The organism is Acinetobacter sp. CE-15 (genome assembly GCF_051059255.1).
Classification (GTDB): Bacteria; Pseudomonadota; Gammaproteobacteria; order Pseudomonadales; family Moraxellaceae; genus Acinetobacter; species Acinetobacter guillouiae.
In genome coordinates, this window is the sequence record NZ_CP192737.1 from 225,987 (window position 1) to 240,736 (window position 14,750).

General features: G+C 39.0%; 15 protein-coding genes. 10 read left to right on the plus strand and 5 right to left on the minus strand.

Going from position 1 to position 14,750, the window contains the following annotated elements; genetic code table 11:
* Window positions 1-178: 178 nt before the first annotated feature.
* Both parC and ACQ7EO_RS01030 read left to right on the plus strand, forming a co-directional pair.
* Window positions 179-2,398: a DNA topoisomerase IV subunit A gene (gene parC, locus ACQ7EO_RS01025; protein WP_434278715.1), complete on the plus strand. Its 2,220-nt coding sequence runs from the start codon at window positions 179-181 to the stop codon at window positions 2,396-2,398.
* Between the two features lie 149 nt (window positions 2,399-2,547).
* Window positions 2,548-4,221 (plus strand): long-chain-fatty-acid--CoA ligase, encoded by a 1,674-nt coding sequence (locus ACQ7EO_RS01030; protein ID WP_004816532.1) that lies wholly within the window; start codon window positions 2,548-2,550, stop codon window positions 4,219-4,221.
* An 84-nt stretch (window positions 4,222-4,305) separates the two neighbouring features.
* On the opposite strand, the gene ACQ7EO_RS01035 is transcribed toward ACQ7EO_RS01030, so the two are convergent.
* On the minus strand, window positions 4,306-4,692 hold the full coding sequence (locus tag ACQ7EO_RS01035; protein ID WP_004816535.1) for a hypothetical protein: 387 nt from the start codon (window positions 4,690-4,692) through the stop codon (window positions 4,306-4,308).
* A gap of 106 nt (window positions 4,693-4,798) precedes the next feature.
* Between ACQ7EO_RS01035 and ACQ7EO_RS01040 the strand changes: the two genes are divergently transcribed.
* A complete protein-coding gene (locus ACQ7EO_RS01040; RefSeq protein WP_004725268.1) occupies window positions 4,799-5,197 on the plus strand; it encodes an MAPEG family protein in 399 nt (132 codons plus the stop codon).
* A 120-nt stretch (window positions 5,198-5,317) separates the two neighbouring features.
* The gene (ppa, locus tag ACQ7EO_RS01045) at window positions 5,318-5,842 is read left to right on the plus strand and encodes an inorganic diphosphatase (protein WP_004725270.1); all 525 of its coding nucleotides are present in this window, start codon (window positions 5,318-5,320) and stop codon (window positions 5,840-5,842) included.
* Window positions 5,843-5,944: 102 nt separating this feature from the next.
* Here the strand turns inward: ppa and ACQ7EO_RS01050 are convergent, their stop codons facing one another.
* Window positions 5,945-7,270 carry an OprD family outer membrane porin gene (locus ACQ7EO_RS01050; RefSeq protein WP_434278716.1) on the minus strand — a complete coding sequence of 442 codons (1,326 nt, stop codon included), beginning with the start codon at window positions 7,268-7,270 and terminating at the stop codon, window positions 5,945-5,947.
* 309 nt (window positions 7,271-7,579) lie between these two features.
* Between ACQ7EO_RS01050 and ACQ7EO_RS01055 the strand changes: the two genes are divergently transcribed.
* The 3 genes from ACQ7EO_RS01055 (at window position 7,580) to ACQ7EO_RS01065 (ending at window position 9,620) form a co-directional block, all read left to right on the plus strand.
* Window positions 7,580-8,350: a TorF family putative porin gene (locus ACQ7EO_RS01055; protein ID WP_034612672.1), complete on the plus strand. Its 771-nt coding sequence runs from the start codon at window positions 7,580-7,582 to the stop codon at window positions 8,348-8,350.
* A gap of 263 nt (window positions 8,351-8,613) precedes the next feature.
* Window positions 8,614-8,853, plus strand: a complete 240-nt coding sequence (locus ACQ7EO_RS01060; protein WP_434278717.1) for a hypothetical protein — start codon at window positions 8,614-8,616, stop codon at window positions 8,851-8,853.
* On the plus strand, window positions 8,850-9,620 hold the full coding sequence (locus ACQ7EO_RS01065; RefSeq protein WP_303576569.1) for a TorF family putative porin: 771 nt from the start codon (window positions 8,850-8,852) through the stop codon (window positions 9,618-9,620). The genes ACQ7EO_RS01060 and ACQ7EO_RS01065 overlap by 4 nt, the downstream gene beginning before the upstream one ends.
* Before the next feature lie 64 nt (window positions 9,621-9,684).
* On the opposite strand, the gene ACQ7EO_RS01070 is transcribed toward ACQ7EO_RS01065, so the two are convergent.
* The 3 genes from ACQ7EO_RS01070 to ACQ7EO_RS01080 all read right to left on the minus strand — a co-directional run bounded on the left by ACQ7EO_RS01070 (window position 9,685) and on the right by ACQ7EO_RS01080 (window position 12,013).
* The gene (locus tag ACQ7EO_RS01070) at window positions 9,685-10,194 is read right to left on the minus strand and encodes a GNAT family N-acetyltransferase (protein ID WP_434278718.1); all 510 of its coding nucleotides are present in this window, start codon (window positions 10,192-10,194) and stop codon (window positions 9,685-9,687) included.
* Between the two features lie 32 nt (window positions 10,195-10,226).
* Window positions 10,227-11,714, minus strand: coding sequence for a YifB family Mg chelatase-like AAA ATPase (locus ACQ7EO_RS01075; protein ID WP_434278719.1), 1,488 nt, complete (start codon window positions 11,712-11,714; stop codon window positions 10,227-10,229).
* Window positions 11,715-11,785: 71 nt separating this feature from the next.
* Entirely contained in the window at window positions 11,786-12,013 is a 228-nt protein-coding gene (locus ACQ7EO_RS01080; RefSeq protein WP_004725282.1) for an accessory factor UbiK family protein, read from the minus strand.
* A 291-nt stretch (window positions 12,014-12,304) separates the two neighbouring features.
* On the opposite strand from ACQ7EO_RS01080, the gene glnK reads away from it, so the two are divergent.
* From glnK to nrdR, 3 genes are all read left to right on the plus strand, one after another.
* Window positions 12,305-12,643 (plus strand): P-II family nitrogen regulator, encoded by a 339-nt coding sequence (gene glnK, locus ACQ7EO_RS01085; protein WP_004725283.1) that lies wholly within the window; start codon window positions 12,305-12,307, stop codon window positions 12,641-12,643.
* A gap of 67 nt (window positions 12,644-12,710) precedes the next feature.
* On the plus strand, window positions 12,711-14,114 hold the full coding sequence (locus tag ACQ7EO_RS01090; RefSeq protein ID WP_434278720.1) for an ammonium transporter: 1,404 nt from the start codon (window positions 12,711-12,713) through the stop codon (window positions 14,112-14,114).
* Between the two features lie 144 nt (window positions 14,115-14,258).
* Entirely contained in the window at window positions 14,259-14,723 is a 465-nt protein-coding gene (nrdR, locus tag ACQ7EO_RS01095; protein ID WP_004725286.1) for a transcriptional regulator NrdR, read from the plus strand.
* The last annotated feature ends 27 nt before the right edge of the window (window positions 14,724-14,750 follow it).

Sequence of the window (14,750 nt, forward strand, 5' to 3'; positions counted from 1 at the left end):
ATAAAAGTTGCTCATTTCTTAAAAAATGGATAATTTTACGTCATTAGAAAGATCTAAAGACGCAATTTGTCGTTGTAGGGTACACTTGCACTTGTGTAGTCAGACCCTGCGACTTAGCATAAGAACGTAGATACAAAACATTTATTTAGAACGCACTTATTTAGGATAAAAGGTTGTTATGACAAGCCTTGCGCATCATGCGACAGAAAATCGTTCCGTAGCAGAATTTACTGAACAAGCTTACCTCAACTATGCCATGTACGTGATTATGGATCGTGCATTGCCACACATTAGTGATGGTTTAAAACCTGTACAACGCCGTATCGTTTATGCGATGAGCGAATTGGGATTAAAACCAAGCGGTAAGCCAAAAAAGTCTGCGCGTACAGTCGGTGATGTATTGGGTAAATACCATCCGCATGGTGACTCAGCCTGTTATGAGGCTATGGTGTTGATGGCACAGCCATTTAGTTACCGTTACCCATTTATTGAAGGGCAAGGGAACTGGGGTTCGCCGGATGATCCTAAATCATTCGCAGCCATGCGTTATACCGAAGCCAAACTCTCATCTTATAGTGATTTGTTGCTTTCTGAATTAGGTCAAGGGACCTGTGATTGGCAAGATAACTTTGATGGTTCAATGAAAGAGCCTGTCAATTTACCAGCGCGTGTACCAAATATTTTACTCAATGGTACCACTGGTATTGCAGTCGGAATGGCAACGGATATTCCGCCACACAATTTACGTGAAGTGGTTAAAGGTACGATTGCTTTAATCCGTAATCCAAATTTAACAGATGAAAAAATTGCAGAATATATTCCTGCACCTGACTTACCGACCAAAGCAGAAATTATTACACCACGTGATGAATTATTAAAAATTCAAATGACTGGACGTGGTAGCTATCGTACCCGTGCCGTATATACCATTGAAAAAAATGAAATTATTATCACTGAGCTGCCATATCAAGTTTCTGGCTCAAAAGTCATCACGCAAATTGCAGATCAAATGCAAGCCAAAAAACTGCCATTGGTCAGTGACTTACGTGATGAATCAGACCATAAAAACCCAACACGGTTGGTGATTGTATTACGTTCAAACCGTATCGATGCCGATGCAGTCATGAGTCATTTGTTTGCGACAACCGATTTAGAGTCGAGCTATCGTGTCAATATGAACATGATCGGTGCTGATGGTCGTCCACAAGTTAAATCAATCCGTCGCATTTTATTAGAATGGATTGAAATTCGTAAGAGTACTGTCACACGTCGTCTGCAATATCATCTGAATAAAATTGAAAAGCGCCTACATATTCTTGGTGGTTTGATCATTGCGTATTTGAACATTGATGAAGTGATCAAAATTATTCGCGAAGAAGATCAACCTAAACCCGTATTGATGATGCGTTTCAATATTGATGAAGTTCAGGCAGAAGCAATTTTAGAGCTTAAGTTACGCCATTTGGCAAAACTTGAAGAAATGGAAATGCGCCGTGAGCAAGAAGAACTTGAGGCCAGAGCAGCGGTGATTCGTGAACAACTTGCAAATCCAGAGTCATTAAAATCTTTAATTATCGAAGAACTTAAAGATGATGCGAAGAAGTTTGGTGATGATCGTCGTTCACCGATTGTGCAACGTGAAGAATCACAAGCCATTAGCGAACAAGATTTAATGCCAGCTGAAGCGGTAACAGTGATCCTTTCTGAAGCAGGCTGGGTTCGTGCAGCCAAAGGTCATGATATTGATGTTGAAAAATTAAATTTCCGTGCTGGTGATCAGTACTTGAGTTCAGCACAAGGCAAGTCCAATCAGAAAGTATATATTTTAGATGAAACTGGACGAAGTTATGCTTTGGCCATCAATAGTTTGCCATCGGCGCGTGGTTTAGGAGAACCGTTGAGTTCAAAACTTTCTCCAGCCAATGGTGTGGGCTTTATGCAAGTCCTGATTGAAGATGAAGAAAAAGAAATAGTTGCTGTAAGTTCAAAAGGTTATGGCTTTAAATCGCAAGCTAAACAATTGGATACCAATGCCAAAGCGGGTAAAACATTCCTGACTGTTGCTGAAAATGCGACAGCAATGCCAATTGAAGTCGTTGAAAATCATACTCATTTGGCTATACTCAGCTCAGCAGGACGGCTACTTTTAATTGAATTATCTGAATTGCCAACGCTGAATAAAGGTAAAGGAAATAAGTTGATACAACTTGAAACTAATGAGTCTGTTCAGTTTATGTTAACTTTGAATTTAGATGAAGTAATACAAGTGCTTGCAGGGCAGCAACAATTAAAATTAAAAGGGGAAGATTTACAGAAATATATCGGTAAACGCGCATCAAAAGGTCAGTTGTTACCGCGCGGATATCAAAAAGCAAATAAACTGTTGATTCAAAGATAAAACTAGCATCCTTGGATTGAAATACGTTATATATGCAAAGTGTTCGTGAAAATGGATGCAATATTGAGCACAAAGAAGCCAAAAAATTATGTTCAATATTGAGAAAAACAGTTTAAAACTAAGGATTACTGATTGGAGATTATGGCATTATGGAAAAAGTTTGGTTCGCTGAATATCAAAAAACTGGAATTCCAGAAACAGTAGAATTGCCACAGGAAAATAGCTCTCTTATTGATATTTTTGAGCGTAATTTCCAAAAATTTGGTTCACGTGATGCCTTTATCTTCATGGATAAAGTGATGTCATTCAGTGACCTTGAATTGGCAAGCCGTAAATTTGCGACTTATTTGCAAAGTTTAGGTTTGGCAAAAGGTTCACGTGTCGCAGTGATGATGCCTAACGTCCTTCAGTATCCCGTTGTTGCTTTAGGTGTATTCCGTGCAGGTTTGGTACTTGTGAATGTGAATCCACTTTATACAGCACGTGAATTAGAACACCAACTTAATGACTCAGGCGCTGAAGCTTTAGTCATTGTTGAAAACTTTGCGACTGTTTATCAAGCGATTATTGGCAAAACACCTGTAAAACATGTTGTTGTTGCATCCGTTGGCGATATGTTGGGTACTTTAAAAGGTACTTTGGTGAATTTTGTTCTACGTAAAGTGCGTAAACAAATTCCAGACTGGAATATTCCAGGACATATTAAGTTTAATGCAGCATTGGCAAAAGTAAGCCCAAGCAATTATAAACGTCCAACCATGACCCTCAGTGATACTGCTGTACTTCAGTACACAGGTGGTACTACGGGTGTTTCCAAAGGGGCGGAACTGACGCACCGTAACTTAGTGGCAAACTTGCTGCAATGTGATGGCATTTTCCAAAGTAAGTTTGGTCAAGGTGATGGCGCGAAAGATGATCGTATCTTCTGTGCTTTACCGCTTTATCACATCTTCGCATTCATGGTGTGTGCGATGTATGGTATGTATAAAGGTCAGGCAAATATTCTGATTCCAAATCCACGTGATTTACCTGCGGTGATTAAAGAATTACGTAAATACCAACCGGGTTTCTTCCCTGCGGTAAATACTTTGTTCAATGCGTTGGTACATAATGAAGAATTTAGACAGCTCGACTTCAGTAAGTTAAAAATGGCGATGGGTGGTGGTATGGCCGTGTTGCCGTCAACCGCTGAAGAATGGAAAAAAGTTACTGGAACCATCATTATTGAAGGTTATGGTTTATCTGAAACGTCTCCAGTTGCAACTGCAAACCCGCCTGCAACGACTGAGTTTAGCGGTACAATTGGTATTCCTTTACCACTGACTGATGTTGCGATCTTAGATGATGATGGCAATCATTTGTCACAAGGTGAGCAGGGTGAAATCTCGATTCGTGGTCCTCAAGTGATGAAAGGCTATTGGAATCGCCCAGATGAAACTGCAAAAGTCATGACAGCTGACGGTTATTTCCGTACTGGTGATATTGGGATCATGGATACCCGCGGTTATTTCAAAATTGTCGATCGTAAGAAAGACATGATTTTAGTATCAGGCTTTAACGTCTATCCTTCTGAAATTGAAGAAGTGATTGCGCAACATCCAAAAGTGCTTGAAGTGGCTGCAATTGGTGTACCTGATGAAAAATCGGGTGAAGTGCCAAAACTATTTGTAGTGAAAAAAGATCCGTCTTTAACCACTGAAGAAGTTCTTGAATATGCAAAAGAAAACTTAACTGGTTATAAACGTCCGCGTTATGTTGAATTTATGGATGATTTACCAAAATCAAATGTAGGTAAAATCCTACGTAAAGATTTACGTAAATAATTGAAAAGTTAAAGATAAAAAAGCGCCAACAAGGGCGCTTTTTTATGCTTGAGGTAAAACAATCGATCGCTTTATATAGTGATTTTATTTTTTATGCGAACGAATATACCAACCGTCAATATAGGGGCGGCTTAAGCCAACAATTGCTGTAAAGGTCAGCATGGTGCCCATTTGACGACCCAGTGCAGAAGGATGAATACTGCCATAGCTAAAATAAATATCGATTAAACAGTATACGACAATAATGGCTAACCAAAAGTATAGATTCATACGCTTTATGCCGACCGCAAAAAAGGCCACCACCAAAACAATAAGCGTCCCCAATGTGGATTGCCAATTGTAATTTGCACAAATCACGCACAAGAGAAAAGCCAAAATTGGCAATACAATTTTAAGAATACGATCAATCTCCGCTTGTTGATGGCGCTGCTTTTCTAAAACCTCAAACAATTCATTTTGATCTGGTTGCACGTTATTGTCCTCACTACACAATTTTGCAAAACTCTGCATTTAACAAAAAATATTCTGTTCATGCCATGCTATGATAACTCGCATTAACACTTCATGAGAAAAAATCATGTCTGGGATAGATGGCATCATATATTTAATTCTAATTGCCTGTTTACTTCCTTATGTTTTTACCATTATTGCGAAAGCGTCTGGTGGTTTTAAAGCTGCTGATAATCAGAATCCACGTGAATTTTTAGCCAAAACCACAGGCTTGGCGGCACGTGCCAATGCAGTACAACAGAATAGTTTTGAGAGCTTACCTTTATTTATTGCTGCGATTTTAATGGCAGAGTATATGGTGGTATCACAACATCTGATTATGATGTTAGGCATCGCCTATATCGTGTTACGCATTATTTATGGGATTTGCTATCTGGCCAATATTTCAGCGCTACGTACCATTATTTGGGCTTTGTCCTTAGCTTGCCCAATTATTTTATTGTTATTGGTTATTCGCATCGTCTAAACAGTTTTGATGAAATTCATTCATTTTGATGATGCAAAATGTATAATCCGCATCTGTTTGCGCAATTTAGCGTTATAATCGACAAGATTTTAAATAAGACCTCACTTGAAAGAGTATCCTATGAGCTATAGCAATATTCCTGCTGGTAAAGATGCACCAAATGACATCTACGTAATTATCGAAATCCCAGCAAATGCTGCACCGATTAAATATGAAGTAGATAAAGATTCAGATGCTTTATTTGTAGATCGTTTCATGGGTACAGCAATGTTCTACCCAGCGAACTATGGTTATGTACCAAATACATTGTCTGAAGATGGTGATCCATTAGACGTATTGGTTGTAACTCCACACCCATTGGTACATGGTTCAGTGATTCGTTGTCGTCCTGTTGGTAAATTAAACATGGAAGATGATGGTGGTATTGATGCGAAACTGATCGCAGTTCCACATGACAAATTGACTCCGCTTTATAAAGATGTGAAAGAATATTCAGATCTTCCAGCTTTATTATTGAATCAAATTGAGCATTTCTTTGCACATTATAAAGATTTAGAGCCTGGTAAATGGGTTAAATTGACAGGTTGGGAAAGTTCAGAAGTTGCCAAAGCTGAAGTCTTAAAAGCAATCGAAGCTGCAAAATAAGCCTGATTAAAACGTGGTTTGAAGATTAAAGAATGTTCAAATCCATAAAAAAACCTGCATGATTCAATGCAGGTTTTTTTATTTCTGTGGATTTATTCTAAATTAGAAAAATTTCACAGGAATGTCTAAGAAAATACGCCATTCATTGGTATCACCAATATAGACAGGATTATACGCTTCACTTGCACGATAGTAAGAGTGACGTAGACGTAAGCTCGCATCTTTTGCAAAACCACTTTGCATGGTGTATTTCACCTGATTAAAGAATTCACGTTCTTGTGCATCATCAGTTACATTGCGGACTTTAATATCCCAACCATAAACAAATGCTGTGGTCCAATTTAAGCCAGCAACACCATAATTGCTAAAGTCTAGGTTATATTGAACTTGTGCTGATTTTTCATGGTTACCAATAAAATCAGACATATAAGAGTTTGGTAAATAAATACTTTGGAAACCGTCAGCATTTTGACCATAGTCATAACCCACATCACCTGTATTTTGTTGGTAAGCCAACATCACAGTGTGCGGACCTTGATTATAAGTAGAAGACAATGCCCAGATATTATTGGTTTTTTCTACGCCTGCTTTACCTGTGCTTGCATAATCCACATCGACAGGACCTGTTGCAGAATAGGTATTGGCATTTTTATCAAACTTGGTGTGATAACCACTGAAATCGAAAGTTAAAGAACTTTGATTTGCCAATGGGTATTTATAATTTGCATTGATATAATGACGTTCTAACACATTTTTAGAATCTAAACCATAATAAGATGCACTCAGTTGGTCATCAAATTTGTATTTAGCACCCCAAACAATCGCATCATCTAATTTATTACCATCAGTACTGATCTGATCAGACATTTGGTCTTTAGTGAATTTACCCGCAACAAGTTCTAAATTTTTAATTTCATGGCTGGTTAATAACGTACCTGTAAAATATTCAGGAACAAGACGTGTTGTATTACTTGCCAGTACAGGTAAATCTAAAACTTGCGTACCATAACGTACAGTTGTATTTGAGAAACGAGCTTTTACGCTTGCACCACCACGCGTCCATTGATCATAAGGATCAACTCGACCATTTGCATCTCTTGCACCATTATTTTTAAGTGCAATCATATTGTTGCCAGCATGGGTATTTGGACCGATTTTAAAAGAAAAATCACCAACTGCGCCAACACCAAAACCGACGATACCTGGAGTGAAGCCTGAATCTAAATCAAAAATTGCCGTTTGTGCAAATGAGCTTTGATCATCAATACCATGTTTTTTATCGCGAAGAATATAACCTGTACGAAACAATACAGAACCTTTGGCATCTTCAACGAACCCTTTTGCTTCACTTTGTTCGCTAGCAAATGTAGGGGATATTAGAACCGCGTTAATTAATACAGCTAAAGTAAGTTTTGGAGCATTCAACATGAATTGCCTCGTGAACGAGAATAGATTGCACTGACTGATTGAATTCAGAACAGATTGTGGATGAATTGTATATTTAATCTATAAAAAGGGAATCTCTTTTGATCAAAAATATTACATTTCTGTAATCTTTTACGCAATATTAATTTCTTTACTTATGAGAAAAAGTTCTAAAGATTTATTAAAATGATGATTTTATGTGAAATGTAAAATAAATTAGAAAATATGCTGAATTTATCTCCATGTTTTTTACCAAAAATTTAAAAACACAGTAAAATTCGCCTTTATTTATACGCCCACCTGTTTGCCATCATGAACTCACTTATTTCTAAACTGTTATGGGCAATGCCTATTTGTATCGCGTCGTGCCCTACATTTGCTGACGAATCAAATGTCTTGGTTAAAAATGGCACGATCTCTGGAAATGTGGGACTGGTATCCAAGTATATCTATCGAGGTGGAGTTGAAAATGATGATATTGCTGCGCAAGGCGGTTTAAGTTATGCACATAAAAGTGGCATCACGGTGGGGTATTGGGGTTCTACACTGAGCTATAACCCCGCAGATGATACGCAAAATCATGGTTTTGAAAATAATTTTTATTTAGCTTATGCTCAGGAAATTGCGCAAAATTGGAGCTATAACTTAAAAACCACTGCATATGTTTATCATAAAGGCGGTACTGTTTATGCCGATCAAGCTGATCATCGTAAAACCACCTATACCGATTTATCTGCTGAGCTAAGTTATAAGAATCTAACTGCGGGTGCTTCAGTGATGTTAGCTGATGCATCTTCTGCCAATGCTGGTGATGTTTATCTCAGCATTGCGTATCGTCATGCGTTGGTTCAAGATTTTATTTTTAACACTTCTATTGGTGCATCTCTATATAACAGTCATCATGATGACAGTATTGTGCAAACCGAACAGAATTTTGCATTGAGCGAAATACGCTTGGGAGTCAGTAAAGCCATTGCCAATACAGGTGTTGCTGCTTCATTAGACTATGTGATTGGCGGTAAAGATCGTTTAGGTGAAGCGTATAAGGACAATCTGGTCTTTGGTTTAGCTTATAGTTTTTAACATGAACATGTGTGAGTCATTCAGCCTGACTCATTTTATTTAAGTGTATGACTGAACATTGGGCATGCACTTTTTTTAGGCATTTTTTAAACTGTGTGCTTTTTCTGAGCAAAAACAATATCCACCCCTAAAATCATCCTATATAAAAAGCCTAAAGCAATATTTATATGCTTTTTATGACAACAATAAAGCACATTATAGAAAATTTACGCTTAGATTTTTCATACTACTTTGCATTAAAACCATGTTTAAAGTAGGTCGGTATGAACCAGTTTCATCAAGTGATGCTTGAAATAGCATATATTCAACAGTTGAAGAATAAAAAAAATTATCCACAATATTTTAATTTTAAGATATTGATTATCAATAAATTACTGCGTATTTCTGAATTTTATAAACAGCTTGAGTTTCATCTTGGCATGGCAATTGCTAATTGCTTAGGGAGTTCATCAAATTTTAGCATAACAAATAAACATCGTATGATGGGGGAGCACTTAAGATGAAATTCTCAACTAAAGCACTAACATTGGCAGTTCTATCGTCTACAGCAACAATGGCAATGGCGGAAGACAACGCACTGTCAAAATTAGGTTTAAGCTTTTCAGGTAGTGCTGCCGTAACGAGTGACTATCGTTTCCGCGGTATGACTCAAACATTAAGTGACCCAGCAGTACAAGCGGGTTTTACCTTGTCGCATAGTTCAGGTTTATATGCGGCTCTTTGGGGTTCAAATGTAAATTTTGGTTCATCTGATCCACATTTAGAATTAGATCCATCTATTGGTTATACAACAGCATTGGCATTATCTCCAACCTTTAAACCGACTTTGGATGTTGGTGTTGTTGAATATAATTATCCAAGTGCAAGCAGTGATTTTAACTGGACTGAGTTTTATGCAAAATTAATATTTGCCGATGTCTTGGTTAAAGGCAGTAGTTTATTGACCAATGTGAACTATACCAATGACTGGGCAGCAGTTGGTGGGAACAGTTGGAATTTTAACGTTGGTTATTCAGCGCCATTTGGTGATACAGGGTTTGGTGGGCTTGCCAATGTTGGTTATACCACAATGGATAAAAAAGCATTACCTGATGGTAAAGACAATTATGTCGACTGGAAAGTTGGGGTGAACTATGCAGTTAAATCTATTCCAGGGGTAACTGCAGAACTTGCAGCAGTCGGAACCAATATTGATACTGATGGATTCACTAATTCTGGGAAACGTGGTGTTGAAACAGGTGCGGTGTTTACTTTAACTAAAGCGTTCTAAGCGCAAATTAAAATCTATAAAGGTGACCTTGAGTCACCTTTATTTTTTGCGATTTTGAAATAAATTAGGCTTTCACTTCAAATGCTGGATGATATTTTACCGTTCCTTGTGGAATGCTTTGATTAAAGCTAAGGACTTGAAAATATTCAGCAGGCACACCTTCAAGGATCAAATTGGCGTGTGGTTGAAAGCCAAATTTTGAATAATAGGCAGGATCGCCAAGGACCACACATCCTGCGGCATTGCATTGTTGTAACTGCTGTAATGCGTGGTGGATTAAAGCTTTGCCAACCCCTTGCTGTTGATATTTTGGTGCAACTGAAATTGGACCTAAACCATACCAATGTTGTGCGCCAGAAGAAATCTCCACAGGTGAAATTGCCACATGCCCAATAATCTGTTGATCCAATTCAGCAACAACTGAAATGGTTAATTGATTTGCCTCTCTGAGTGCATTGACGATCAAGTGTTCTGTATGGTCAGTATGCGCTGCATTTAAAAAAGCCAGTTGAGTGAGATTGAAAATATTTTCAATGTCGTCTGCATGTTCGTTGCGTAGGGTTAAATTTAGCATGTTATTCACATTTTAATGTTCTCTATCTGATTCTAAGATTGAGTTCCCCGATATGACAAGGCTTCGGTTAAATGGGTACTTTGGATTTGCTCACTTTGAGCCAAATCTGCAATGGTCCTTGAAACACGTAAAATACGATGATATGCCCGTGCAGATAAATTCAAACGTTGTTGTGCCATTTCCAGCATCTGCTTGGATGTTTCATCTAAAATCACATATTTTTCTAAGTCTTTTGGCGATAAGTTGTGATTTAAATAGCCTTGTCTTTGGATTTGAAAATCGCACGCATTAATCACCCGTTCCCGTACAGTTGCTGAATCTTCGACAGGCGTTTGATCCTGTAATTCTTGGGCTTTTAATGGTGGCACATCGATATGTAAATCAATACGATCCAATAATGGACCTGAAATTCGGTTTTGATACCGTTTAATTGCTTCGGCAGAACATTGGCAGCGACTGTCTTGGTTAAATGCATAACCACAAGGGCAGGGGTTCATTGCTGCAATCAATTGAAAGTTTGCAGGAAATGTAATTTGGCGTGATGCTCTAGAAATAACGATTTCTTTAGATTCAAGTGGTTGCCTTAAAACTTCGAGCACTTTTTTGTCAAACTCAGGCAATTCATCTAAAAATAGTACACCTAGGTGCGCCAGCGTAATCTCTCCAGGTTTTGGATTTGAACCGCCACCGACAAGAGCGATTGCAGACGCGGTATGGTGCGGGGCGCGAAATGGGCGCTGTCCAAAATGGTGTTTAGTCTTGGCAATTGAATAAATGCTGGCAACTTCAAGATTTTCTTGTGGATTTAAGGCTGGCAAAATACTCGGTAAGCGAGAAGCTAACAGGGTTTTACCTGTACCTGGTGGGCCTTTAAATAAAAGAGAGTGTCCACCTGCTGCTGAAATTTCTAAAGCGCGCCGCGGGCGTAATTGTCCTTTGACATCTGCCAAATCAAATTTGTAGGCATTGTTTTGCTGTACTTTTTGCCGAACAGTTACATCAATTTTTTGTAGGTTTAAGAAATGCTCACAGACTTGTTTTAAGTGCTGTGCAGCAAACACCTGAAACTCAGGCAATTGCGCTGCTTCTGCGGCATTTTCCTGTGGCAACATCAATTGATGCTTGGCCATTTGACATGCCATCGCAATGGTTAATGTTCCTGTGCTGGGCCTTAAGTGCCCATCCAGTGCCAACTCACCAATAAACTCAAAATGATCTGTGACATTTTCGGGAAGTTGCCCTGTGGCAATCAAGATACCAAGTGCAATGGGCAGATCTAAACGAGAGCCATCTTTGGGCAGATCCGCAGGTGCGAGATTGATGGTTAAGCGTTTGCTTGGGAATTGATAACCACTGTTAATGATGGCAGATCGAACGCGATCTTTACTTTCACGAACTGCAGCTTCAGCTAAGCCAACAATTGTTAAAGAAGGAAGCCCTGCACTAACATGGACCTCAACTTCAATTAAAGGTGCATGTAGCCCGAGCAAGCCTCGGGTATAAATTTTTGCTAAAGACATTGTTGTTTTCCACTTTTGCTTTATTTTTAATCATTATTATATTTTTTGCACCAATAATGTGCAAATTTAGTTTATTTTTTATCCTGAATCAGCACCTCAAGTGCTTTGACCTGTTCTTGTAAATCGGTCAAGCGTAAATTGGCATTATTTAGTGCAGTTTTTTGACGTTCAATTTCGTCTTTTGAAACGATATCCATTTTAGAAATGGCTTCATTCAGCAAGGCACGTAAATTATGTTCTATATCTTTTTTAGGCTGATCAACCTGTTCCAAAATTGCTTGTAATAATGTTTCAATCATGAGGAATCCAAATGAGTAATGTTCTTTGCCTAGTGTAACATCGCGTATTGATTTTATTTAAGTAATTTTTTATCCGATGCGTAAAGCATGATGTCTCCTATAATTTAGCAATGAAATCTAAAAAAACACGCAATATTATGTGTTTTTTAAAGTTGCAACTTCACCTAAGTATATACAATAGGTTATAAAGGCAATGCATGTTGATTGAATTAATCACCCCAACCATTAATAAGATTGGCATGAAAATTGAACATAAAACCTTACTGGTGAAATAAGCCGAAGGAAAACAATATGAAGCTCGTAACTGCAATTGTAAAACCGTTTAAATTAGATGACGTGCGTGAAGCACTGTCTGATATAGGCGTTCAAGGGATTACCGTAACTGAAGTTAAAGGTTTTGGTCGTCAAAAGGGGCATACTGAACTTTATCGTGGCGCTGAGTATGTTGTTGATTTTCTGCCTAAAGTGAAAATCGAAATCGCAATCAGTGATGACATGGTAGATTCAGTGATTGAATCTATTACACGCGTTGCTAGCACTGGCAAAATTGGTGATGGAAAAATTTTCGTGACTAATTTAGAGCAAGTAATTCGTATTCGTACAGGTGAAACAGGTCCAGACGCTGTTTAATTTGGCACGAAGATTGCTGGTTATGTATATCAATACATAACTCACAAAATTAGGTTGGGGGATACGAATGAAAAAAATGCTATTAGCGCTCAGCCTGTCTGGCGCACTTCTTGGCGGATCAGTTGCGTGGGCAGAAGAAAACGTAGCTGAGCCTGCATCTACAGCTGTTGCAACGGCAAGTGATGTGACTGCAACAGTCGCCGATACATCGGCAACCGTTGTGCCTGAAACGGTGACTGCCGCAGCTGCTCCAGCAGAGGCAGAAAAACCAACTTTAAATACAGGTGATACAGCGTGGATTCTTGTATCTACAGCACTTGTATTGCTGATGACAATTCCCGGTTTAGCATTGTTCTACGGCGGTATGGTTCGTAAGAAAAATGTGCTTGCTACCATGGCGCAAAGCTTTACGGCCGCAGCAGTGGTCAGCATCGTATGGGTGGTCATTGGTTATTCACTTGCATTTGGTTCTGGTAACGCTTTTATTGGTGGTTTCGATAAAATCATGTTATCTGGAATTACAACAGATGCGCTGAGTGGCACAATTCCAGAAATTCTTTTCGTTATTTTCCAAATGACTTTTGCGATCATTACCGTTGCCATCATCAGTGGTTCTGTGGCTGATCGTATGAAATTTAGTGCTTGGATCACATTCATTACGATTTGGGTCATTATTGTTTATGCACCGATTGCACACTGGGTGTGGGGTGGTGGCTGGTTAATGAATGATGGCGCGCTTGATTTTGCTGGTGGTACTGTTGTTCATATTAACTCGGGTGTTGCCGGTCTAGTTGCTGCGTATTTACTGGGTAAACGTATGGGCTTAGGCAAAGAATCTATGGCACCACATAACTTAACTTTAACTGTATTGGGTGCAAGCTTGGTATGGGTCGGTTGGTTTGGTTTCAATGGTGGTTCTGCTTTAGGTGCCAATGGTTCAGCAGCGTATGCTTTGGTCACAACTCAAATCGCGGCCGCAGCGGCAGCAATTGCTTGGTTAGTGGTTGAAAAAATTGTTCGTGGTAAAGGTTCAGTATTGGGTGCAGCATCGGGTGCAGTTGCTGGTCTGGTTGTGATTACGCCAGCAGCAGGTTTTGTGACGGTAAGTGGTGCGTTGATCATGGGCTTAATCGGTGGTGTGGTGTGCTTCTGGGGGATCTCAGGTCTTAAACGTATCCTTAAAGCAGATGACTCCTTGGATGCATTTGGTTTACATGGTGTAGGTGGTATTGTTGGTGCGATTTTAACAGCTGTATTTGCCAGCTCATTCATTATGGGCGACAAAGCACCGACAGATGTCATGCATCAATTATGGGTACAAGTTGAAGGTGTGTTAGCAACAATCGCATACTCAGCAGTTGTGACCTTTATCCTACTTAAAATTATCGATGTGGTGATTGGGATCCGTGTTGAATCTGATGATGAACGTATGGGTCTTGATTTAAGCCAACATGGCGAACGTATCGAATAATCAATCTAATTAGAATAATAACTATATATAGTATAAAACAGTCCGTAAGGGCTGTTTTTTTTCCATATCTTGCGAAAGGCTCAACAAAATCTGGTTTTTTTGCTACACTAGCTGAAATCATGAATTTTGTTCAATAAAACCACTATGCATTGTCCATTTTGCAACGCTGCAGATAGTAAAGTAATCGACTCTCGTTTGGCCGCTGAAGGTAGCCAGATTCGTCGACGTCGTGAATGTATCAGTTGTGGCGAACGTTTTACGACATTTGAGAGTTATGAAGTGGTCATGCCACGCGTGACCAAGTCAGATGGTAAAAATGAACCGTTTGACGAAGCAAAATTACGACGTTCTTTAATGCACGCCTTACAAAAAAGACCGGTGACTCAAGAACAGATTGAAACCGTCATTAGTGATATTCAATTGCAAATTCGCCGCCTCGGTGAACGTGATGTACGTTCACGCACCATTGGTGAAATTGTCATGAAATCGTTGTTTGCATTGGATCATGTGGCTTATGTGCGTTTTGCGTCGGTGTATCAGGATTTCCAAGATATTGATGCGTTTCGTCATCAAATTGAACAAATGCAAGATCGTGGGCAAGACCACTAATTTTATTTTTGAACGTTATTGATTAGG

Excerpts from the sequence above, each read along its gene's own strand:
- parC (WP_434278715.1), top strand. The coding sequence starts at position 179 with ATGACAAGCCTTGCGCATCATGCGACAGAAAATCGTTCCGTAGCAGAA.
- ACQ7EO_RS01030 (WP_004816532.1), top strand. The coding sequence starts at position 2,548 with ATGGAAAAAGTTTGGTTCGCTGAATATCAAAAAACTGGAATTCCAGAA.
- ACQ7EO_RS01040 (WP_004725268.1), top strand. The coding sequence starts at position 4,799 with ATGTCTGGGATAGATGGCATCATATATTTAATTCTAATTGCCTGTTTA.
- ppa (WP_004725270.1), top strand. The coding sequence starts at position 5,318 with ATGAGCTATAGCAATATTCCTGCTGGTAAAGATGCACCAAATGACATC.
- ACQ7EO_RS01050 (WP_434278716.1), bottom strand. The coding sequence starts at position 7,270 with ATGTTGAATGCTCCAAAACTTACTTTAGCTGTATTAATTAACGCGGTT.
- ACQ7EO_RS01055 (WP_034612672.1), top strand. The coding sequence starts at position 7,580 with ATGAACTCACTTATTTCTAAACTGTTATGGGCAATGCCTATTTGTATC.
- ACQ7EO_RS01060 (WP_434278717.1), top strand. The coding sequence starts at position 8,614 with ATGAACCAGTTTCATCAAGTGATGCTTGAAATAGCATATATTCAACAG.
- ACQ7EO_RS01065 (WP_303576569.1), top strand. The coding sequence starts at position 8,850 with ATGAAATTCTCAACTAAAGCACTAACATTGGCAGTTCTATCGTCTACA.
- ACQ7EO_RS01070 (WP_434278718.1), bottom strand. The coding sequence starts at position 10,194 with ATGCTAAATTTAACCCTACGCAACGAACATGCAGACGACATTGAAAAT.
- ACQ7EO_RS01075 (WP_434278719.1), bottom strand. The coding sequence starts at position 11,714 with ATGTCTTTAGCAAAAATTTATACCCGAGGCTTGCTCGGGCTACATGCA.
- ACQ7EO_RS01080 (WP_004725282.1), bottom strand. The coding sequence starts at position 12,013 with ATGATTGAAACATTATTACAAGCAATTTTGGAACAGGTTGATCAGCCT.
- glnK (WP_004725283.1), top strand. The coding sequence starts at position 12,305 with ATGAAGCTCGTAACTGCAATTGTAAAACCGTTTAAATTAGATGACGTG.
- ACQ7EO_RS01090 (WP_434278720.1), top strand. The coding sequence starts at position 12,711 with ATGAAAAAAATGCTATTAGCGCTCAGCCTGTCTGGCGCACTTCTTGGC.
- nrdR (WP_004725286.1), top strand. The coding sequence starts at position 14,259 with ATGCATTGTCCATTTTGCAACGCTGCAGATAGTAAAGTAATCGACTCT.